Genomic DNA, 21,312 nt, shown 5'->3' on the forward strand with positions numbered 1-21,312 from the left:
GGGCGGGTGTCTCCGCCGCCCTGACGGGCACGCACCACCCTAACGAGGAAGGGTCAGAGCTTCACGATCGCCTTCTGCAGCTCGGTGGCCGCCAGGGTGATGAACGCTGCCGCGCAGAGCACCAGCACGACGTTCGACCACGCGCGGTTTCGCCATTCGCGGGGGATGCGATCGGTGTTGAGCAGCCAGAGCAGGGTGATCGACAGGAACGGCATGAAGAACGCGCCGAGCACCCCGTAGGCCAGGATCAGGTAGATCGGCTGCCCGAGGAACATCATCACCATCGGTGGGAACGTGAGCCACAGGATGTAGGCCCGGTACCAACGTCCTCCGGCTCGGCGCTCTGGGTCATCCAGCGCCAGGCCCCGCACGTGACCGGCAAAGTCGGCGAACATCAGTGACACCCCGTTCCATACGCCGACGAGCGAGCTCATCGCCGCCGACCAGAAGCCGATGAGGAAGACCTTGCCGGCCCACACGCCGTACCGGTCGGTGAGCACGTTGCCGAGGTCGAGCAGGCCCTGGTCACCGGTCTTGACGGCGATGCCGGCGGAGTAGAGCAGCTCGGCCCCGACGATGAGCGTGGCGACGACGAAGATGCCGGTGACGACGTAGGCGATGCGGTTGTCGATGCGCATCAGGCGCATGTGCCGGGTGGTGGTCCAGCCCTTCTCGCGGATCCAGTAGCCGTAGGCCGCCAGGGTGATCGTGCCCCCGACCCCACCGGCGACCGACAGCACGTTGACGAGCGAGCCGGTGGGGATGGTGGGCACCAGCCCCTTCACCAGCTCGGGCAGGTTGGGGGCGGTGAGCGCGGCCGCACCGACCATGCTGACGAACATCAGACCGACGAGCGCAGCGCAGACCTTCTCGAACACCTCGTAGCGGCCCCACCAGACCAGGGCGAGACCGATCAGCCCGGAGAGGATGCCCCAAACCGGCACCGACAGGACCGGGAAGAGCGTGTGCAGGGGGAGCCCCGTGCCGGCCATCGCCGCGGCGCCGTAGACGAACCCCCAGATGACGATGTAGGGCCCGAAATAGTAGGTGGTCCACCGGCCCAGGCTCGACCAGCCCTCGAAGATCGTGCGTCCCGTGGCGAGCGTGTAGCGGCCCACCCCCTCGACCAGCACCACCTTCATGACACAGCCCAGCACCACGCACCACAGGAGGGCGTAGCCGTACTTCTGGCCGGCGATCAGGGTGGCGACGAGGTCAGCCGCGCCTACCCCTGTGGCGGCCACGATCAGGCCGGGCCCGACGAGCCGCCACTTCTCGGTGCGTTCGCCGGTGTTCGGTGCAGCGGTCTCCGTGGCCATGGCGCCTCCTCGTCGTGGTGCGGCCCACCGTAACGTCTGGACACGCCCCGGCAGGGTGGGAGCACCAGCCGATCGGGATGCCGCCCAGCCCGCCGTCACCGGGTCGGACATGGCAGCGGCGCCCCTCCCGAAGGAGGAGCGCCGCCGTGTCACACAGAGCGAGGGTCAGGCGCGCGGCTTCTCGCGCATCTCGAACGTCTCGATGACGTCGTCGACCTCGATGTTGTTGAAGTTGCCCAGGTTGATACCGCACTCGAAGCCCTCGCGAACCTCGACGACGTCGTCCTTGAACCGACGCAGCCCGGTGATCTCGATGCCCTCGGCGATGAGGTTGCCGTCGCGGACGATGCGGGCCCTGGTGCCGCGGCGGATCTCTCCGGAGCGGACCAGCGAACCGGCCACGTTGCCGAACTTGCTCGACTTGAAGACCTCGCGGACCTCGGCCGTGCCCAGCTGCACCTCTTCGTACTCGGGCTTGAGCATGCCCTTGAGGGCCGCCTCGACGTCGTCGATGGCCTGGTAGATCACCGAGTAGAAGCGCATGTCGACGCCCTCCCGGTCGGCCATCTCGGCCACGCGTTCCGCGGGGCGGACGTTGAAGCCGATGATCACCGCGTGGTCGACGGTCGCGAGGTTGACGTCGTTCTGCGTGATCGCACCGACACCGCGGTGAATGATGCGCAGGTCGACGTCGTCGCTGACCTCGATCTTGAGCAGGGCGTCCTCGAGCGCCTCGACCGAACCCGACACGTCACCCTTGAGGATGAGGTTGAGGGTGTCGACCTTGCCCGCTGCGATGGCCTCGTTGAGGTCTTCGAACGAGATGCGCTTGCGACGCTTCGACAGGTTCGCCGCTCGCGTTGCCGCTTCACGCCGCTCGGCGATCTGACGCGCGGTGCGGTCGTCGGGCGCCACCAGGAAGGTGTCGCCGGCGCCGGGCACCGAGGTGAGCCCGAGCACCATGACCGGACGGGAGGGACCGGCCTCGTCGAGGTTGTTGCCGTGCTCGTCGAGCATCGCGCGAACCCGGCCGTAACCGTTGCCGGCCACGATGGAGTCACCGACGTGCAGGGTTCCCGACTGGACCAGCACGGTCGCGACGGGGCCGCGACCCTTGTCGAGGTGCGCCTCGATGGCGACACCACGCGCGTCCTTGTCGGGGTTGGCCCGGAGGTCGAGTGCCGCGTCGGCCGTCAACAGCACGGCCTCGAGGAGCCCGTCGATGTTGGTGCCCTGCTTCGCCGAGACGTCGACGAACATCGTGTCGCCGCCGTACTCCTCCGCGACCAGGTTGTACTCGGTCAGCTGCTGGCGGATCTTCGCCGGGTTGGCGTCGGGCTTGTCGACCTTGTTGACCGCCACCACGATCGGCACGTTGGCCGCCTGGGCGTGGTTGAGCGCCTCGATGGTCTGCGGCATGACGCCGTCGTCGGCCGCCACCACGAGGATCGCGATGTCGGTCACCCGAGCACCACGGGCACGCATGGCCGTGAAGGCCTCGTGACCCGGGGTGTCGATGAAGGTGATGGCTCGCTTCTCACCCTCGTGCGTCGTGGCGACCTGGTAGGCACCGATGTGCTGGGTGATGCCACCGGCCTCGCCCTCGGCAACCTCTTCGCTGCGGATCGCGTCGAGCAGCTTGGTCTTACCGTGGTCGACGTGGCCCATGACGGTCACGACCGGCGGACGAGCGAACAGCTCGTCGTCGTCCTCGCCCTCCAGCTCGGCGTCGAGGTCGATGTTGAACGACCCGAGCAGCTCGCGCTCCTCGTCTTCCGGCGAGACGACCTCGATGACGTAGCCGAGCTCGGCTCCGAGCACCTTGAAGGTCTCCTCGTCGAGCGACTGGGTCGCCGTGGCCATCTCACCGAGGTGGAACAGCACAGTGACCAGCGATGCCGGGTTGGCGTTGATCTGGTCGGCGAAGTCGGTCAGCGACGAGCCGCGTCGAACGCGGACGGTCGTCTTGCCGTCGCCACGGGGAACGCTGACGCCGCCCAGGCTCGGGGCCTGCATCTGCTCGAACTCCTGGCGCTTGGCGCGCTTGGACTTGCGCCCGCGAACCGGACGTCCGCCACCGCGACCGAAGGCACCAGCCGTCGAACCACGACCGCCGCCGCCACGGGGGCCACCGAAGCCGCCGCGGCCGGGGCCACCGGGAGCGCCGCCACCGGGGCCACCTCCGAAGCCGCCACGACCACCGGGACCGCCGGGACCGCCGCCAGGACCGCCCCGGCCGGGGGCCGGGCGCTGGCCCGGTCGGGCGACCGTGCTGCGTTCGGGCATCATGCCCGGGCTCGGGCGGGAACCGCCAGGACGCGGGGGTCCACCGGCAGGGCCGCCGGGACGGCCGGCGCCGGGGGCGCCTCCCGCCGGACGAGGGCCGCCGGCCGGACGCTGCTGCGGGCGCGGCATCCCCTGGCTCGGGCTGAACGGGTTGTTGCCGGGGCGGGGTGCGGCGTCGCCGCTGGGACGCGGAGGACGCGCCTTGCCCATTCCCTGGCTGGGGGCGAACGGGTTGTTGCCCGGACGCGGCTGGTTCGGTCGCGGCGCGGGCCGAGGTGACGCGGGGACGCCCGGACCCTGTTGGCCACCATCGCGCGAGGACTGTACTGCTGCCGGAGCCGACGGGGTGCTCGGCGCTGCCGGTGCCGGGGCACCCGGTCGCGCGGGAGCGGTCTGCGCGGCGGCGGCGGGCGCGACCTGCGGGGCAGGAGCGGCCGGACGAGTGGCCGCAGGGGCGGGAGCCGGAGCAGCCGGCGGTGCGCTGGCGGCCGGAGCGGCCGGCGCTGTGCGGGCCGGGCCAGGTTGGGCCGGGCCGGCCGGCTGGGACGGCGCAGACGGCGAAGCAGCGGATGAGCCCGTCCCGCTGGGGGCGGGCGCCACCGGACGCTGCGGCGCCGACGGCGACGCGCTCGTGCTGCCGGGTGCGCTCGGTGCGGGCTTGGCCGGCGTGGCGGTGCCACCACCGGAACGCAGTTCCGCGGGGAACTGCTCCTTGATCTTGCGCACCACGGGAGGCTCGATGGTCGAGCTTGCCGAACGGACGAACTCTCCCTGGCTCTTCAAGTGTGCGAGGAGAGCCTTGCTCTCCAGTCCGAGCTCTTTCGCGAGCTCGTAAACGCGGACCTTGGCCACATCTCTCCTGTCTTGGTCCGGCCTGACAGGAGTGGCCGAACCGTCGTTAGTACTGGGGCTTGCTCATCGCTGAGGACTCATCGGGTGCTCATAGCGTTTCAACCCGCCTTGTGGTTCGTTCTGATGATTGGTGCGCTGACCATGATGACCGTGCTGATCGGGTCAGCGGCAAAGCCGACCCGGGTAGTGCTGCTACGACGTGCTCTTCGCACTGCTGGGCGTGAGACCGAGGTGCTCGGCCACTGCGCTCAGATCAACTGCTGACCGGAGACGAAGTGCGCGCCCGAACGCCTTACGGCGAACCGCCTGCTCGAAGCACTCGGGCACCGTGTGCACCCAGGCGCCGCGACCCGGCATCCGGTGTCTCGGGTCGGGAACCAGAACGACCACACCCGCAGGGTGAGGCGGTACCGACTCCGTCGCCGCGACCACTCGCAGCAGGGCCGACCAGCTATCCGATCCTCGGCATCCCACACACGTGCGAGATGGCTCAGCTCGGAGTCCAGTCCGGTCGGCCACGAACCAGTCTACCGCGTTGCGGCCGCGACCATAGCCACGGGTTCAGCGGCAGCGGTTCGGCTCCTGTTCGGCCCCTGTTCGGCCAAACACCGCACCCGCATTCACTCAGGTGGTTTCGGGTGCTGGCGCCTCGATGTCGGGCCGGATGTCGATACGCCACCCGGTCAGCTTGGCGGCGAGGCGCGCGTTCTGCCCCTCCTTGCCGATGGCGAGGCTGAGCTGGTAGTCGGGCACGGTGACCCGGGCGGCCCGCGCCTTGGCGTCGACGATCTCGACCTTCTGAACGCGAGCCGGGGAGAGCGCCGCGGCAACGAACGACGCGGGGTCGTCGGAGTAGTCGACGATGTCGATCTTCTCGCCCTTCAGCTCGCTCATGACGGCGCGCACCCGTGAGCCCATGGGCCCGATGCACGCCCCCTTGGCGTTGACCCCCGGGACCCGCGAGTGCACGGCGATCTTCGTGCGGTGACCCGCCTCGCGGGCCAGCGCGGCGATCTCGACCGTTCCGTCGGCGATCTCGGGCACCTCGAACTTGAAGAGGGTGCGAACGAGGTTGGGGTGGGTGCGCGAGAGGCCGACCTGCGGCCCCTTGGCGCCGCGCTTCACGCTGACGACGAAGCAGCGCAGTCGCTCACCGTGGACGTAGCGCTCCCCCGGGATCTGCTCGGCCAGCGGCAGGATGCCCTCGACGCTGCCGAAGTCGACGAGCACGTTGCGGGGGTCTTGACTCTGCTGGATGATCCCCGAGATGACATCGCCCTCGCGGCCCTTGAAGTCGCCGAGCACGGCCTCGTCCTCGATGTCGCGCAGGCGCTGCACGATCACCTGACGGGCGGTGGATGCCGCGATGCGACCGAACCCCACGGGGGTGTCGTCGAACTCGGGGCCGGGTTCTTCACGCTGCGGACGTTCGTCGTCTTCGCTGGGAGGCAGCAGCTCGCCCTCCTCACGGGCCCAGACGACCACGTGGCCGGTCTTGCGGTCGAGCTCGACCCGGGCGAGGCGCTGGCTGCCGTCGGTGCGGTGGTACGCCACGAGCAGAGCCTGCTCGATCGCCGGAATCAACACCTCCAGGCTGATGTCACGCTCACGCTCCAACGAGCGTAGTGCGGCCAGATCGATGTCCATCAGTTCTCCTCCTCGGGCTCGGACGAGGACTCGTCCGGCGCCAGGTCTGCGTTCTCCGTCGTCGGGGGCCGCGTGAACTCGACCTGCACGGTGCCGCGCTCGATCCGGTCGAGAGCGAGCTGCACGGTGCGCCCGGGGGTCTTCTTGGTCGGTGCCACCTCGATGGCGATGGTGTCGGCCCGCACGTCGACGAGGCGTCCGGTGTCATTGCCGTCGGCATGGACCACCTCGACGAGGCGGCCCACCTGCCGCCGGAAGTGGTCGTGAGTGGTGAGCGGGCGCCCGACACCGGGCGATGACACCTCCAGCACGTAGGGCGCCTCCCCCATCACGTCAGACGCGTCGAGGCCGTCGCCCACGGCACGCGTGGCATCGGCGACGGCGTCGAGGGAGAGCCCACCGACGGGACTGGTCGTGTCGGTCGTGTCGAGGCCACTGATGTCGGGGTCGACCAGCACGCGCACGACACTGCGCTTGCCAGCCTGCGAGACAGTGACGTCTTCGACGACGAGCCCGAGAGGACCCAGAACCGGCTCGACGGCCAGCCTGATGTCATGAGGTGTGCTCATCGCCCCTCCTGTCTTCTCGAATGTTGAGCGCTGCCCGCCTCGGGGCCCTGCCTGCGTCGAGGTGCATCCTGGCGAACGACCCGACGCGGCGCGCTGCGTTGGACCACTCTAACGGGCGTCGTCGGCACGCGCGCACGGCTCGAGCCGTGCGAGGATCGCGCCATGAGTGCGCCACACCCACCCGCACTCGGCGACGACCACGAGCAAGAGCAAGAGCAAGAGCAAGACCACACTGCCCCGTCGGTCGACGGGGTGCCCCGACGGTCGCTGCTCCGGCTCGCCACTCGCGGCGTGGTCGCTGCGGGCCTGGCCGTCTCGGTGGCCGGTTCGCTCTCCGGGTGCGGGCTGCGTCTCGACCTGCCGCAGCCGGCGCCCCCGGCGCCGACGAGGAGGCCCGCTCCCGACGAGGCGCTGCTGGTGTCGGTGATCACTGACCTGTCCCAGATCGTGACGGCCGAGAAGGCGGTCGCGGCCGGCCTCTCCAGGGGCCCGACCGCCACCACCGTCTCGACCCTGCTGCGCCTGCACCGTGAACAGGTGACCGTACTGACCGGTCGGCTGACCAACGACGGTGTACCGACGAGGCTGATCACCCCCTCGTCCTCCTCCAGACCGGCTCCACGATCGGCCGGCCAGCTGGCGGCCCGGCTCGACTCGCTCGGCGACGCGGACTGGGCTGCGCTGGCCGGGGCGACCCCGTCCACCCGTGAGCTGCTGGCCTCCGCGTACAGCCTGCGGCTCTGTGGCGCGGCTCTGCTCGGTCGGGCGGTCGCGGCCCCGACTCCACCGAGCCCGGTGCGCGAGGCCCTGCTCGCTCGCACCCGACCGCTGGTCTACGCGTTCGAGGTCGTGGCCGCCCAGTCGGCGAAGAGCCAGCGAAGTCGAGCGGTGGCCACGTTGAGCGGGTTGAAGAACCTCGAGCACGAAGTGGCGGCGGACAGTGTCACCGCACCGACGGGATGGTCCCTGCCCTTCCCGGTCACCACCGCGCGCGCAGCGAGCCGGTTGGCCACGCACGTGATGTCGGCCGCGGTTGCCTCGCTCGTCGACGTGGCCGGCCCCAGCCCGACGGCGGCCTCGCTCCGCGACAGCGCCACGTGGAGCGCCCGGGTGCAGTCGCTCGCCGTCGACTGGTCGGTGCCCCTGACCCCCTTTCCCGGAACCGACGAGTGAGTAGCCAATGAGTACCGACCGCTTCGACCTCGTTCCCGCGCACTTCGCCCACGAGGTCAGTGGCTACCCCGCAGCGACGGCCGACGGCGTGACCGGCGAGCAGTGGGTGCTCGATCTGCCCGACCTGCTCACCGACCTGCTGACGGAGTGGCAGCTCGAGCCGATCGGTCGCAGCCTGAACGGCAGCTGCTCGGTCGTCGTGCCGGTGCGTCTGCTCGGCTCCGGCCGTGAGGCAGTCGGCGTGAGTGGTGAAGCCGTGCTCAAGGTGACCTGGCCTCACCCCGAGGCGGCGACCGAGCATCTCGCCCTGGCGGCCTGGAACGGCCACGGGGCGGCCCGGCTGGTGCGAGCCGACCCGAGCCGTTGCGCGCTGCTGCTCGAACGGCTGCACGACCGTGACCTGATGCGGCTGCCCATCGACGACGCATGTGCCGTGATCGGTGACCTGCTCTCGACGTTGCGCCGCCCTGCCCACCCGCGGATGCCGCTGCTCGACGACTACGCGAACCGTCAGGCCGTCGAGCTGCGGGCGGCGCCTCCGGTCATCCCTCGCCGCTATCTCGACCAGGCAGCCGCCCTGGCGCAGGAGCTGGTGGCCCGGCCGCCCACCGAGGCACGGCTGCTGCACACCGACCTGCACTACACGAACGTGCTGGGCGCGTACCGGGCGCCGTGGCTGGCCATCGACCCCAAGCCGATGGCGGGAGACGTGGCCTTCGAGGTGGCCCCCGCGTTGTGGAACCGCGCCGACGAGCTGGGCACGGGTTCGCAGATCCGGTGGTCGCTTCGTCGACGCCTGGAGATCATCTGCGAACGAGCCGGCATCGACGAGGGCCGGGCGCGGGCCTGGACCATCGTGCGCGAGGCCGACAACGCTGTCGACGTCGCCGATGACCGCGACGCCGGGTGGGCCCGCGACCGCATCAGTCTCGCGGTGATGATCATCAAGGCGATGAACGAGTAGACGCCTCACCGCGTCGTCGGATGCCGGCCGTCACCTAGCGTGAGGGGCATGACCAACCGTCTGGCCCAGGCCACCAGCCCCTACCTGCTTCAGCACCGCGACAACCCGGTGGACTGGCAGGAGTGGGGCGACGAGGCCTTTCGCGAGGCACGGGAGCGCAACGTGCCGGTGCTGCTGTCGGTGGGCTACGCCGCCTGCCACTGGTGCCACGTGATGGCGCACGAGTCGTTCGAGGACGAGGGCGTCGCGGCTGCGCTCAACGGCCGTTTCGTCGCCGTCAAGGTCGACCGGGAGGAGCGCCCCGACATCGACGCGGTCTACATGTCGGCGGTCGCGGCGACGACAGGGCATGGCGGCTGGCCGATGACGGTCTTCCTCACCCCCGAGGGCGAGCCCTTCTTCTGCGGCACCTACTTTCCCCGCGACCACTTCCTCCGCGTGCTCGCCGCCCTCGGCGAGGCGTGGCGCACTCGCGAGCACGAGGTGCGGGCCTCCGGTACGCACATCGCGACGGCGCTGGCCGACTCCCTCCAGGCGCCGAACCCGTATGCCGCTGAGCCCCCCGATCTCGACCAGGCCGTAGGCGTTCTCGGAGGTCAGTTCAGCTCCACCACCGGGGGTTTCGGAACCGCCCCCAAGTTCCCGCCCTCGATGCTGCTCGAGTTCCTCCTTCGGCACCAGGCGCGCACGAACGACGACCTGTCAGCACGCATGGCCGACCGCACGCTTGAGGCCATGGCCCGGAGTGGGATGTACGACCAGCTCGGCGGTGGCTTCGCCCGCTACTCCGTCGACGCCGGCTGGGTCGTGCCCCACTTCGAGAAGATGCTCTACGACAACGCCCAGCTGCTGCGGGTCTACGCACACTGGGGGCGCGCGACGCGAAGCCAGCTGGCCGAGAAGGTGGTTCGCGAGACGGTTGCCTTCCTGTTCGACGAGCTGCTCACCGAGGAAGGCGGGTTCGCCTCGTCACTCGATGCCGACACCGACGGCGTCGAGGGCCTGACCTACGCCTGGACCCTCGACGAGCTGCAGGCGGTGCTGGGCGAGGTGGACGGGGCACGGGCGGCTGCGCTGTTCACGGTGACCGACGCCGGCACCTTCGAGCACGGCAGCTCGACGTTGCAGCTGCTCGTCGATCCCGATGATCCTGAGTGGTTCCGGTTGACCCGAGCACGGCTGGCCTCCGCGCGGTCCGAGCGGCCGCAACCGGGTCGCGACGACAAGGTCGTGACCTCGTGGAACGGCCTGACGATCGCTGCCCTGGCTGACGCCGGAGCCCTGTTCGACGAACCCACCTGGGTCGAGGCGGCGCGTCGATGTGCTGCCTTCCTGCTCGAGACCCACCTCGTCGGCGGTCGGCTGCGTCGAGCCTCCCGTGATGGCCGGGTCGGATCGGCCGTGGGAGTGGCCGACGACTACGGCAACCTCGCCGAGGGCCTGCTCGCCCTGCACCAGGCCACCGCAGAGCCGCGTTGGCTCGAGGCAGCCGAAGAGCTGCTGGCGACGGCTCGTCGACACTTCGGCTCCGACGACGGCGGCTTCCACGACACCGCCGACGACGCCGAGAGCCTCTACCTGCGCCCCCGCAGCGGTGCTGACAACGCTGAGCCCTCGGGGCAGTCAGCCCTCGCCGGCGCGCTGGTCACCTTGGGCGCCCTGACGGGGTCCACCGACCTCGTCGAGGCGGGTCGTCGAGCCACCGAGGCGGGTCTGGCCCTGGCGATACGTGAGCCACGCTTCGGGGGGTGGACCCTGGCCGTCGCCGAGGCCTTGCTGGCCGGTCCCCGCCAGGTGGCCATCGTCGGGGACGGGCCCGATGCAGAGGCACTGGCGGCGGTGGCGCGGGCGTCGACGAGCCCGGGCCTCGTGGTCGTTCACGGGATGTCGGACGCCCCCGGCGTTCCACTGCTGCAAGGCCGCTCCCTCGTCGAGGGTCGTGCGGCCGCCTACGTGTGCCGGGGCTTCGTCTGTGACCTGCCGGTCACATCGACCGACGCCCTGGCCGAGACCCTGCGCGACGCCTGACTCCCGACCGGTGCACGTCGCCCTCGTTCCTGACCGACGATCGAACCCCGAGCGTCACGACGCGGGCGACGCCAGGATCTCGCCGTGGGGCACGGTGAACCAGCCGTCGTCGCTACGCGACCACTCGACCCAGGCCCGCGAGATTGCCTGCAGCTCATCGGGTTCGGCCAAGCCCTTGGCGAGTGCGGTGCTGGCCAGGTCAGACTCCAGCACCCGCGCGGCCCAGCTCTGGCCCCACCACCGCCGGTCGGGCTCCGAGGCGTAGCACCAGATCGACGCCGACGGGCGGATGTCGCCCAGGCCGGCGTCGCGGGCCCAGGCCAGCAGGCGCCGACCGGCGTCCGGCTCTCCCCCGTTGGCGCGGGCGACGCGCTCGTACAGCTGGAGCCAGTCGTCGAGGCGCGGCAGCAGCGGGTACCACGCGAACGAGGCGTAGTCGGCGTCGCGAGCGGCCACGACGCCCTCCGGGCGGCACACCCGGGCCATCTCGCGCAGGGCACCGACGGGGTCGGGCACGTGCTGCAGCACCTGGTGTGCGTGCACGACGTCGAAGCTGTCGTCGGCCTGACCGAGGGCGAGCACGTCACCGACCGCGAAGTCGACGTTCGAGACGCCGCGGCGTTCGGCCTCGGCGCGGGCGAGGTCGAGCCCGGCCTCGGTCGGCTCGAGAGCCAGCACCCTTCCGGGAGAAACGATCTCGGCGAGGTCGACAGTGATGGTGCCGGGGCCGCATCCCACATCGAGCACGCTCAGGCCGGGGTGCAGCATCGGCAACAGGTAGGCCGCTGAGTTGTTCGCAGTGCGCCAGCGATGAGACCGGAGCACCGACTCGTGGTGACCGTGGGTGTAGGCGGGACCAGCCGAGGGGTGATACTGCTGGTTCACGATGTGGACGTTACGCGGAGTGGCTGCTCCTCACAAGACCACCTTCACAAGGTGAACGCGGAGTAGCCGACGGCGTCGGCCTCGAACGCCTCCCGCGCGGGTAGACCACCCACGAACAGCGCCGTGGCCCAGATGTCCGCCCAGAGCAGGGTGGGCCCGGTCACGGTGACCGAGCCTGCTCTGTCGACCATCCACTCGCTGGCCGGGTCGTAGAGGTGCCTGCCCCGCGCGGCGGTGCCCGAGGTGGCCACGGCTCCCTCGGTCAGCGCGATGGCCCTGGCGACCCGGGTGCGGTCACCGGGGTCCTCCACCCCGACCTGCCAGATGACCGACCCCGGTCCGTGCCGGGGTAGGTCAGGGTGGGCCCCGACCCTCAGGTCGCCCCCGGCGTTGATGCACCACGACACCCCCGGCAGATCGGAGAGCTGATCGGAGGCCAGGTCGACGGTCCACCCCTTGACCAGTCCGGTGGGGTCGAAGGCGAGATCACCGTCACCGGTCGGCAGCAGCGTCGTGAACGCGCCACCGGTGACACGTCGGGCGCGCTGACCGATGACCAATGCCTCCTCGACACGCGGACTGCAGGCCTCGAGGCCGACCTCCTCGCGTCGAAGACGCATCAGCTGCGACTGCGGGCGGTAGGTGGAGAAGACCTCGTCCAGCTCGCGGAAGGTGTCGAAGGCCGCTTGTACTGCCCGGGCCGCACTCGGCAGCAGCGCTCCGTCGCCGCGCAGATGGATGCTGACCGGCGTGCCCATGTGTGGCTCCACCCAGGCACGGTGGGCGGATGCCGCTCCGTTCGATGGGATCGGAGCGGTGGCTGGTGCTGCTGACAGGGTCATCAGGGCTCCTCAGAGGTGGGCTTGGTCGAGGGCGGACTGGAGCGACTGCGTGTAGCCCTCCCAGGTGACCGTGGCGCCGGAGACGACGTCGATCTGGGATGACTGCACATCGACAACCTCCCCGTTGTAGACGGGAACGGCCTGGGAGTTGATCTGCTGGTCGTGACGGTCCTCCATCGGCACCTGCAGGGCCTGCGCCGCCGTGACCTTGCCGCCCGCTACGGTGACCTGCACCTGTACGGGCCCGTACCGGGTATCCACGGCGTCACCGGTGAAGGTCTGCGCCGAGGTGGCGGTGCCGGCGGCGGCTGGCTTCTCGGTCGGGGGGGTGGCGATCTGGGCGGTGGCGGCCGCCGGCGGCGCCCCGACGACGGTGGAGCTGGTCGAGGTGCGGTAGCTGAAGAGCAGCACGAGCACCGTCAGGGTGCTCATGGCCCAGAGGACGATGCGTCGCATGATGTCTCTTTCGTCGGACGTGCGTGGTCAGTAGCCGAAGCGTTCGTGGTGGATCGACTCCTGGGCGACGCCGGCGCGGCGTGCAGCGGCGATCACGGCGTCCATCCAGGCCAGTGCCCCGCAGACGTAGACGTCGCGTTCGGCGATGTCGGGCACGATCCGGGTCAGCGCCTCGGCGTCGTCGACGTGGCTCGCCTCGACCGGCAGCCAGCTGTCGCGAGCGCTCTGGCGGTGACCGACGACCGCGGTCACCCTGGCGCCCTTCGTGGCGGCCAGGGACACGAGCTCCTCGCTCAGCACGAGGTCGTCCCGCCTGCCGATCCGGTAGATGACCACGGTGGCGTCGGGGCCGGGGGGAAGCTCCTCCAGCAGCGAGCGCAACGGGGTGATCCCGATCCCGGCCCCGATCAGCACCGACTTCTCCCGGGTGCGTACCCCGGCGTGCAGCCGCCCGTACGGGCCCTCGACCAGCACGCGGGTGCCGGGCCGTAGCCCGGCCAGTCGTCCACTCGAGCCACCGACGTTCTCGACGGTCAGGCGCAGCGAGCGGCCGTCGGGGGCCGCCGACAGCGAGTACGGGTTGGCCCGGGTCCAGCCCGGCCCGTCGAGGAAGCGCCACTGGAAGAACTGCCCGGCGCGAACCGGCATCCGGTGCAGGTTCCGGCCGGTCAGCACCACGGAGGTGACCGTCGGCGACTCGGCCACGACGTGGTCAACGACGAGGCGGTGCCGCAGCGAGCGCGCGAGCGGCACGACCACGCGGAAGGTGAGCACCGAGACGAGCGGGGCGACGTAGAGGCCCCACCAGAACACGGTGGATGCCGTGCTGGCGCGGAAGTCCTGACCGCTCCACAGCTGGTGCGGCAGCGCCAGCCCGGCCCCGAGGTAGGCGTAGAGGTGCAGCAGGTGCCACGACTCGTAGCGCAGCCGCCGCCGGGCCCTTTTGATCGAGGTCACCACGACCATGACCAACGCGAGGGCACCCGCGAGAGCGAGCAGCATCCCGGGCGAGTGCGCCACCTCGTCGAGGAACGTGCCGACCACCCCGGCACCGGTGCCGACGCTGTAGCCCACGATGACCAAGCCGATGTGGGCGAGCATCAGGGTGAAGGAGGTGAACCCGACCAGACGGTGCACCCGGGCGAGCTCGTCCTGACCCCAGGCCTGCTCGACGATCGGGATACGCGCCATCAGCAGCAACTGCAGCAGCATGAGCGCCGAGGCGAGCAACCCGGCCAGCCGCCCGACGTTCGTCAGGCCGTCACCCGCCGACCCGAACGCGCTCAGGCCACCACCGGCGACCCACAGCGCCACCACGAACAGCACCACGGCCCAGGCGAAAGCAGCCGTGACATCACGCCACCAGCGCGACGACGACGCCACCGCGACCGAGGACACCGTGCGGGGCTCCGCCACGGTGACTGCACTCATGGGAAGAAGACTCCCGCCCGCTCCTGTGGGTCTGCTGTCACGGGGCGAGCCTGAGCATGTGACGGCTCCCCTACGCTGGTCGGCATGGCTGACTGGGCGGAACACGTCATCTGGTGGCACGTCTACCCGCTGGGGGCCCTCGGGGCCGACACCACCGGAGGTGACCGGTCGCCCGAGCCACGGCTGCGACGTCTCGTGCCGTGGCTAGACCACCTCATCGAGCTCGGGGCCAACGGCCTCGCACTCGGGCCCGTGTTCACGTCGAGCACGCACGGCTACGACACGATCGACTACCTCGCCGTCGACCCGCGGCTCGGCACCACCGACGACCTCGTGCACCTCGTCGACGAAGCCCACCGCAGGGGCATCAAGGTGATGCTCGACGGCGTCTTCAACCACGTGGGCCCGCAGTTCCCCGCCCTGGTCGCGGCGCAGCGCAGCCCTGACCTGCCCGAAGCCGCGCTCTTCCGACACGACGCCGACGGCTCGTTGGCCACCTTCGAGGGCCACGGCGGTTTGATCGCCCTCGACCACGACAGTCCCCTGACGGTCGACCTGGTCGCCGAGGTGATGACCCACTGGCTCGACCTGGGCATCGACGCCTGGCGCCTCGACGCCGCGTACTCGGTGCCCACGCCGTTCTGGGCGAGCGTGCTGCCTCGGGTTCGTGAGCGGCATCGCGACGTCTACGTGGTCGGTGAGGTGCTGCACGGCGACTACACCGCCATCGTGGCGGAGGGCACCCTCGACAGCGTGACCCAGTACGAGCTGTGGCAGGCGATCTGGCACGGCCTCCAGTCGGTGAACTTCCACGAGCTCGCTTGGGCCCTGACGCGCCACAACACCTTTCTCGAGTCGTTCGTGCCCTACACGTTCGTCGGAAACCACGACGTGACCCGCATCGCCAGCCAGGTCGACGACGAGCGACACCACGCTCACGCGACCGTGCTGCTCCTGCTGCTCGGCGGCACCCCGGCGGTCTACTACGGCGACGAGGTGGGCCTGACGGGTGTCAAGGAGGAAAGGTTCGGCGGCGACGACGCCATCCGGCCGGCCCTGCCCGACGACCCCGCAGAGCTGACCCGCGCGAACCCCGCCGTGTTCGCCCTGCACCAGCAGCTCATCGGCCTGCGGCGTCGACTGCCGTGGCTGCACCGGGCCACGAGCACCACGACGACGATCGACAACCGCCATCTCGTGCTCGAGGTGAGCAGCGGCGACGACCGGGTGGTCATCGCCCTCAACATCGGCGACGAGACGCTGGTCGTCGACGGTGAGTGGGAGGTGCTCGAGGCGGCGGATGCCGGCCCCGACGACCACGCGGTGCGCGTCGGCCCGCACGGCTGGGCGGTGCTGGCGAGGGCGTGACGGGCTCAGGCCCTGACGTTCAGGCCCTGACGATCAGGCCCAGAGGCCGAGCAAGCTGCCGCCGATCTTGATGATGAACGCGCTGACGATGACCACGAAGACGACCCGCACGAAGCCGCTGCCCCGGGCCACTGCCGTGCGGGCCCCGACGTAGCCCCCGACGAGGTTCGCGGCCGCGACCACCAGCCCGACCTTGACGATCACCAGCCCCATCGGCGCGAACACCGTGAGCGCACCGAGGTTGGTGGCGAAGTTGGCGATCTTGGCCTGGGCGCTGGCCTGGAGGAAGTTGTAGCCCAGCAGGCCCACGAGGGTGAAGACGAGAAAGCTGCCGGTGCCCGGGCCGAGAGCACCGTCGTAGGCCCCGATGACGAAGCCGGTCGCCATGGCCAGCACCGTGTGCCGGGCCCCGTGGAAGCGCCGGATCGACTCCTTGCCCAGGTCGGGCTTGAAGAGCGTGTAGGCGCCGACGAGCACGAGCAGCACGAGGATGATCGGGTTGAAGGCCGCCTTGGGGATGTGCAGACCGATGAGCGCGCCGCCGATCGCGCCGACGTAGGCCACCGCCGCCATCGGCAGGGCGGTGCGCAGGTCGGGCCGCACCCGTCGGTAGAAGGTGATCGAGCTGGTCGCGGTGCCGAAGATCCCGCCGAACTTGTTCGTGGCGAGCAGCTGCGCCGGACTCGCCCCGGGCAGGCCGACGAGCAGGGCGGGCAGCAGCACCAGCCCACCACCGCCCACCACTGCGTCGATCCAACCGGCGGCGAAGGCGGCCAGGGTCAGGAACACGACCGTGCTGAGCGTCGGGTCGCTCACTCCGTCTCACTGTTCCAGCGGCGGACGATGTCGGCGACATCGAGCAGCTGGTGCGCCACCGCGTCGGGGGTCACCTCGACGGCGACGCGCTGGTTCGCGGGAATGTCGGAGTGCGGCACGAGGATCGCCCGAAGGCCGGCCTGCTGGGGGCCGTAGACGTCCTCGAAGAGGCGGTCGCCGACGTAGACGCAGCGCTCGGGAGCGACGCCGACCGCCTCGCAGGCCAGCAGGAAGGCCTCACGGTGTGGCTTCACGACGTGGATCTCGGAGGAGTAAACGTCGCCGTCGAGCAGGTCGAGCACACCGTCACGCTCGAACACCTCCCGGTGGTAGGCCCGGGTCCAGATCGTGTTCGACAGCACTCCGACCCGAACCCCGTTCTCGTGCAACGCCTCCCACAGCGGACGCACCTGCGGATCGGTGTGCGTGTGGGGCTCCCAGAAGCGCTGGTACGCCGCTAGGGCCAGGTGGTGGCGATCGTGGGCGGGGTCGATGCCGGCCTCGTCGAGGATGGCCGCCAGCGATGCGCTCTGGTGCCCTTGACGCCCACGGCTCCAGGCGTGTTCCTCGACCTGGGCCAGCCGCAACGCCAGTGAGTCGGCCTCGGCCAGGTCGGCCAGCGGCATCCGTGGGTCGTCGAGGGGAAGACCGTGCACCTCGCGGGCGAAGACCCGCCACTGCTGCGGCAGGTCGACCTCGTGCCAGGGCGTCAGCGTGCCACCCCAGTCGAAGATGACCGCCTCGACCGAGCCCATCAGCCGCCCCGTACCTCGCGCACCACTTCCGCCACAACCTCCTCGAGGGCGACCTCGCGGCGCTCGTTGCTGCGTCGGTCCTTGATCTCGACCTTGCCCTCGGCCAGGCCCCGGCCGACGACGACGATGGTGGGCACCCCGACCAGCTCGGAGTCCTTGAACTTCACCCCGGGGCTGACGCCCTTGCGGTCATCGACGAGCACGCGCAGGCCCTGCGCCTCGAGGTCGCGGGAGATCTCCTCGGCCGCGACGAACACCTGGTCGTCCTTGCCGGCCGCCACGATGTGCACGTCAACCGGGCTGAGCTCGCGCGGCCAGATGATGCCCGACGCGTCGTGGTTGCCTTCGACAACAGCGGCGACGGCCCGGCTCACCCCGACGCCGTAGGAGCCCATGACGACCGTGACGAGCTTGCCGTTCTGGTCGAGCACCTTCAGACCGAGAGCCTCGGCGTACTTGGTGCCGAGCTGGAAGACGTGGCCCATCTCGATTCCGCGAGCCGTCTCGAGCGCGTGCTGACAGTCGGGGCACGCGTCGCCGACCCGCACCTCGGCCGCCTCGATGGTGCCGTCGGCGGTGAAGTCCCGGCCGGCCACGAGGTCGATCACGTGCCGGCCGGCCACGTTCGCCCCAGTCACCCAGCGGGTGCCGTCGGCCACCCGCGGGTCGAGCAGGTAGCGGATGCCGCTCGTGCCCTCGGTGCCCAGCGCACCGGGCCCGATGTAACCCTTGACCAGAGCGGTGTTCTGGCTGAAGGCGAGCTCGTCGAAGGCCACGACCTCGGCCGGCTCCACCTGAGCGCCCAGCCGCTTCTCGTCGACCTCGCGGTCACCGGGTACGCCGATCGCGAGCGGCTCTCGGGTGCCGTCGGGGTGCTCGAGCATGACGACGACGTTCTTGAGGGTGTCGCCGGCCGCCCAGGGGCGGTCGTCGCGCGGAAAGCGCTCGTTGAGGTGGTCGACGAGGGTGCCGATGGTCGGCGTGGCCGGGGTGTCCTCGACGTGCGCGGCGGGCAGACCGTCGTAGGGCACGGCATCCGGCACCGGCACCCGCACGGCCTCGACGTTGGCCGCGTACCCACAGCTCGTGCACCGCACGTAGGTGTCCTCGCCGACCTCAGCGGTGGCCAGGAACTCCTCGCTCTTGCTACCCCCCATGGCCCCGGCCATGGCCTGGACGATGACGTAGTGGAAGCCGAGGCGGTCGAAGATGCGCACGTAGGCCTCACGGTGGCGCTGGTAGCTCTGGTCGAGCCCGGCCTCGTCGATGTCGAAGGAGTAGCTGTCCTTCATCACGAACTCGCGCCCGCGCAGCACACCTGCCCGGGGCCTGGCCTCGTCGCGGTACTTGATCTGAATCTGGTACAGCGCCAGCGGGAGGTCCTTGTAGCTGCTGTACATGTCCTTGACCGTGAGGGTGAACAGCTCCTCGTGGGTGGGGCCGAGCAGGTGCCCGGCGCCCTTGCGGTCGGTCAGCCGGAAGATGTTGTCGCCGTACTCCGCGTAGCGGCCGCTCGCCTCGAAGGGCTCCTTCGGCAGCAGGGCCGGGAAGAGCAGCTCCTGCGCGCCGATCGCGTCCATCTCCTCGCGCACGATCCGCTCGACGTTGCGCAGCACCCGCAAGCCCAGGGGCAGCCAGGTGTAGACGCCCGGGCTGACCCGGCGCACGTACCCGGCCCGCACCAGCAGGCGATGGCTCGGCACCTCCGCGTCGACCGGGTCCTCGCGCAGGGTTCGCAGGAACAGGGACGACATGTGCAGGGCCACAGGGGCACTCCTTCGCGGACGGTCAGACGGTGGTGCGGGAACCCCGGAAGGATATCGGGCGCAGGTGCCACCAGGCGACGCCTGCCACCAGACCGACCGACCCACCGAGTACCGCTCCTCGCAGCAGCACTCGTAGCGCCGTCACCCACCACACGTGCGCCCGAAGGTGCAGCAGCACCACGGCGACCACCACACCGGCCACCGCCGTGCCGACCAGCACCAGCCACCGGACGGCGCGCTGACCCGTCGAGCCGGGGGGGCGAGGCACCGGCGAAGCCCGCCGCCAGGCCGACCACCACCACACGAGAATCGTGGCCAGACCGATGACACCCGAGCCCACCTGCAGCCATTGGTAGCCGGGCCAGGGGCCCCAGTCGCGCTCGAGGGTCGGCAACCAGGCTGCCGTGCGCCCCTCCTCGTGCGTGAAGGAGTCCCAGAGCACGTGGGTGGCGCCGCCGAGCAGCAGCGCCACGACGACCCGAGCCCGGACCCACCGGCCGCGGCCGCCCTCTCCGCTGCGTAACGGGACGCGCTCCCGCAGAACGCGCGGCAGCAGGTCGATGGCGGGCTCTCGGAGCCAACGCCACCAGGCGAGCAGGGCCACCAGCCCGACGGCGAGGTCGACGGTGACCACCCCGCGGGCCGAGTGGGTCAGGTCGTAGGAGAAGACCCGCGGAAGAAAGACCGCCACATCGGGCACCATCGAGCCGATAGCCAGCGCACCGACGGGCAGGCCGAGGCGGCGAAGCGGGATCGCCACGACGGCATGGGCGGGGGTGATCGGCACCGTTCGATCGTAGGTGGGCGACCATAATCGAGGTGTCGGAAACAGACCGTTGGGGCAGCATGGCGAGATGCCGCAGCGCCCACTCGTCTTCACCGCCACCTCTGACCCCCGCGAGGCCAAGGCCTGGTTCACCCCGCTGATCGAGCGGGAGCCACTGGCCCTGAGTGTCATCGCCAGCGTGTCCGACTCTCTCGTGGCCGACCCCGGGCGGTTCGCCGACCCCCGGTGGTGGGCGGGTCGGGAGGGCGGCGCACCGGGCGCTGATGGCGCGGTGGTGGCCGCCTTCATGCACACTCCCCCGAATGCGCTGCACGTCGGCTGGGCCACCCCGGAGCAGGCCCGGCAGCTCGCTGGGCAGCTGGCACAGGAAACGTACGAGGCAGGCGGCGTGGGCGGCGACAAGCACACCGCGGCCGCCTTCGCGCAGGAGTGGGTCGCCACCCGCGGAGGTCAGGCGGTGACCCGGATGGAGCTCGGCGTCTTCGATCTTCCCGCAGCGGCGGAGATCCGCTTCGAGGTGCCCGGCCACGCCAGACCCGCGCAGGCCGGCGACCTCGACCTGGTCGACGGCTGGATGCGGTCGTTCCGGGACGAGGTCGAGCCCGACGGCGCGGGGCCCACGACCCGTCGTGGCCCGAGCCTCGCGCCTGCGGTTGATGACGGGCGCGTGCTGCTCTGGCAGACGAACGGTTGCGCGGTCTCGATGGCCTACGCGTCACCACCCAACGGCGGCGTGGTGCGCATCCAGGGGGTCTGGACCCCCCTGGAGCACCGCAGACACGGCTATGCCAGCGCCGTCGTGGCCTCTCTCAGCCAGTCGCAGGCGGCGGCCGGCCACCGGTGCCTGCTCTACACCGACCTGGCGAACCCGACCTCCAACGCGATCTACCAGGCGATCGGGTACCGCCGCATCGGCGACCACGTCACCATCGACTTCACGTGACCGTCAGCGCCAGACCCCGGACGCCCGCAGCGCCGTGCGGATCATCGGCCACTGCAACGGCAGGCGCACGACGGTGGCCGCGAGGTAGCCCCGCTTGAGGGTGTTGCGCGGGTCGCGAGCGAACCGAGCTCTGGCCTGGCCGGCCATGGTCACGTTGGCCGGGAAGACCCCCACGAGCAGGACCGCCGAAGCAAGCCCGGCGACCCGGCGCGTCGCAGAGCTGAGCAGCCCCAGCCCGCAGACGATCTCGGCGGCACCCGAGACGTAGACCAGTAGCCGCCGCGCGGGGAGGGAGCGCGGAACCATGGCCTGGAACGGTTCCGGCCGCACGAAGTGCATGACCCCTGACGTCAGGAACACGACAGCCAGTGCCATCCCGTCCTTGCCGAGCCCCTCGGATGCCGTTCGCTTCGACTGCCTCATGT

Annotated in this window: 19 protein-coding genes; 5 read left to right on the top strand and 14 right to left on the bottom strand. The window is 70.6% G+C overall.

Going from position 1 to position 21,312, the window contains the following annotated elements; genetic code table 11:
* Window positions 1–53 precede the first annotated feature (53 nt).
* The 5 genes from BA895_RS10045 to rimP all read right to left on the bottom strand — a co-directional run bounded on the left by BA895_RS10045 (window position 54) and on the right by rimP (window position 6,673).
* Window positions 54–1,319: an Nramp family divalent metal transporter gene (locus BA895_RS10045; protein WP_070191740.1), complete on the bottom strand. Its 1,266-nt coding sequence runs from the start codon at window positions 1,317–1,319 to the stop codon at window positions 54–56.
* Window positions 1,320–1,484: 165 nt separating this feature from the next.
* Window positions 1,485–4,457 (bottom strand): translation initiation factor IF-2, encoded by a 2,973-nt coding sequence (gene infB / locus BA895_RS10050; protein ID WP_070191741.1) that lies wholly within the window; start codon window positions 4,455–4,457, stop codon window positions 1,485–1,487.
* A gap of 192 nt (window positions 4,458–4,649) precedes the next feature.
* On the bottom strand, window positions 4,650–4,976 hold the full coding sequence (locus BA895_RS23080) for a YlxR family protein (protein WP_083283184.1): 327 nt from the start codon (window positions 4,974–4,976) through the stop codon (window positions 4,650–4,652).
* A gap of 105 nt (window positions 4,977–5,081) precedes the next feature.
* On the bottom strand, window positions 5,082–6,104 hold the full coding sequence (gene nusA, locus BA895_RS10055) for a transcription termination factor NusA (protein ID WP_070191742.1): 1,023 nt from the start codon (window positions 6,102–6,104) through the stop codon (window positions 5,082–5,084).
* Window positions 6,104–6,673, bottom strand: coding sequence for a ribosome maturation factor RimP (gene rimP, locus BA895_RS10060; RefSeq protein ID WP_070191743.1), 570 nt, complete (start codon window positions 6,671–6,673; stop codon window positions 6,104–6,106). The genes nusA and rimP overlap by 1 nt, the downstream gene beginning before the upstream one ends.
* Before the next feature lie 162 nt (window positions 6,674–6,835).
* Between rimP and BA895_RS10065 the strand changes: the two genes are divergently transcribed.
* From BA895_RS10065 to BA895_RS10075, 3 genes are read left to right on the top strand one after another with little or no spacing between them, the layout of a single operon-like run.
* A complete protein-coding gene (locus tag BA895_RS10065) occupies window positions 6,836–7,846 on the top strand; it encodes a DUF4439 domain-containing protein (RefSeq protein ID WP_139142596.1) in 1,011 nt (336 codons plus the stop codon).
* A gap of 7 nt (window positions 7,847–7,853) precedes the next feature.
* Window positions 7,854–8,810, top strand: a complete 957-nt coding sequence (locus BA895_RS10070; RefSeq protein WP_070191745.1) for an aminoglycoside phosphotransferase family protein — start codon at window positions 7,854–7,856, stop codon at window positions 8,808–8,810.
* 48 nt (window positions 8,811–8,858) lie between these two features.
* A complete protein-coding gene (locus BA895_RS10075) occupies window positions 8,859–10,838 on the top strand; it encodes a thioredoxin domain-containing protein (protein ID WP_070191746.1) in 1,980 nt (659 codons plus the stop codon).
* Window positions 10,839–10,892: 54 nt separating this feature from the next.
* Here the strand turns inward: BA895_RS10075 and BA895_RS10080 are convergent, their stop codons facing one another.
* The 4 genes from BA895_RS10080 to BA895_RS10095 are packed head-to-tail and all read right to left on the bottom strand — an operon-like array spanning window position 10,893 to window position 14,452.
* A complete protein-coding gene (locus tag BA895_RS10080; RefSeq protein WP_070191747.1) occupies window positions 10,893–11,723 on the bottom strand; it encodes a class I SAM-dependent methyltransferase in 831 nt (276 codons plus the stop codon).
* 44 nt (window positions 11,724–11,767) lie between these two features.
* Complete coding sequence (locus BA895_RS10085) at window positions 11,768–12,565, bottom strand: FAD:protein FMN transferase (RefSeq protein ID WP_083283185.1); 798 nt, start codon at window positions 12,563–12,565, stop codon at window positions 11,768–11,770.
* A gap of 9 nt (window positions 12,566–12,574) precedes the next feature.
* Entirely contained in the window at window positions 12,575–13,021 is a 447-nt protein-coding gene (locus BA895_RS10090) for an FMN-binding protein (protein WP_070191749.1), read from the bottom strand.
* Window positions 13,022–13,048: 27 nt separating this feature from the next.
* Window positions 13,049–14,452: a ferric reductase-like transmembrane domain-containing protein gene (locus tag BA895_RS10095; protein WP_070191750.1), complete on the bottom strand. Its 1,404-nt coding sequence runs from the start codon at window positions 14,450–14,452 to the stop codon at window positions 13,049–13,051.
* Between the two features lie 84 nt (window positions 14,453–14,536).
* Here BA895_RS10095 and BA895_RS10100 point away from each other — a divergent pair, with 84 nt between their 5' ends.
* A complete protein-coding gene (locus tag BA895_RS10100; protein WP_070191751.1) occupies window positions 14,537–15,820 on the top strand; it encodes an alpha-amylase family glycosyl hydrolase in 1,284 nt (427 codons plus the stop codon).
* A 33-nt stretch (window positions 15,821–15,853) separates the two neighbouring features.
* Here the strand turns inward: BA895_RS10100 and BA895_RS10105 are convergent, their stop codons facing one another.
* From BA895_RS10105 to BA895_RS10120, 4 genes are read right to left on the bottom strand one after another with little or no spacing between them, the layout of a single operon-like run.
* The gene (locus BA895_RS10105; protein ID WP_070191752.1) at window positions 15,854–16,636 is read right to left on the bottom strand and encodes a TSUP family transporter; all 783 of its coding nucleotides are present in this window, start codon (window positions 16,634–16,636) and stop codon (window positions 15,854–15,856) included.
* Window positions 16,633–17,391 (bottom strand): HAD family hydrolase, encoded by a 759-nt coding sequence (locus BA895_RS10110; protein ID WP_070191753.1) that lies wholly within the window; start codon window positions 17,389–17,391, stop codon window positions 16,633–16,635. Before BA895_RS10110 ends, BA895_RS10105 begins: the two co-directional genes overlap by 4 nt.
* Entirely contained in the window at window positions 17,391–19,157 is a 1,767-nt protein-coding gene (locus BA895_RS10115) for a proline--tRNA ligase (RefSeq protein WP_070191754.1), read from the bottom strand. The genes BA895_RS10110 and BA895_RS10115 overlap by 1 nt, the downstream gene beginning before the upstream one ends.
* 22 nt (window positions 19,158–19,179) lie before the next feature.
* On the bottom strand, window positions 19,180–19,944 hold the full coding sequence (locus BA895_RS10120; protein WP_070191755.1) for a DUF4184 family protein: 765 nt from the start codon (window positions 19,942–19,944) through the stop codon (window positions 19,180–19,182).
* A gap of 67 nt (window positions 19,945–20,011) precedes the next feature.
* Here BA895_RS10120 and BA895_RS10125 point away from each other — a divergent pair, with 67 nt between their 5' ends.
* Window positions 20,012–20,887 (top strand): GNAT family N-acetyltransferase, encoded by an 876-nt coding sequence (locus BA895_RS10125; protein WP_070191756.1) that lies wholly within the window; start codon window positions 20,012–20,014, stop codon window positions 20,885–20,887.
* A 3-nt stretch (window positions 20,888–20,890) separates the two neighbouring features.
* Here BA895_RS10125 and BA895_RS10130 read toward each other — a convergent pair whose 3' ends face one another.
* On the bottom strand, window positions 20,891–21,310 hold the full coding sequence (locus BA895_RS10130; protein WP_083283186.1) for a MauE/DoxX family redox-associated membrane protein: 420 nt from the start codon (window positions 21,308–21,310) through the stop codon (window positions 20,891–20,893).
* Between the last annotated feature and the right edge of the window lie 2 nt (window positions 21,311–21,312).

The organism is Humibacillus sp. DSM 29435, from assembly GCF_001758225.1.
GTDB lineage: Bacteria > Actinomycetota > Actinomycetes > Actinomycetales > Dermatophilaceae > DSM-29435.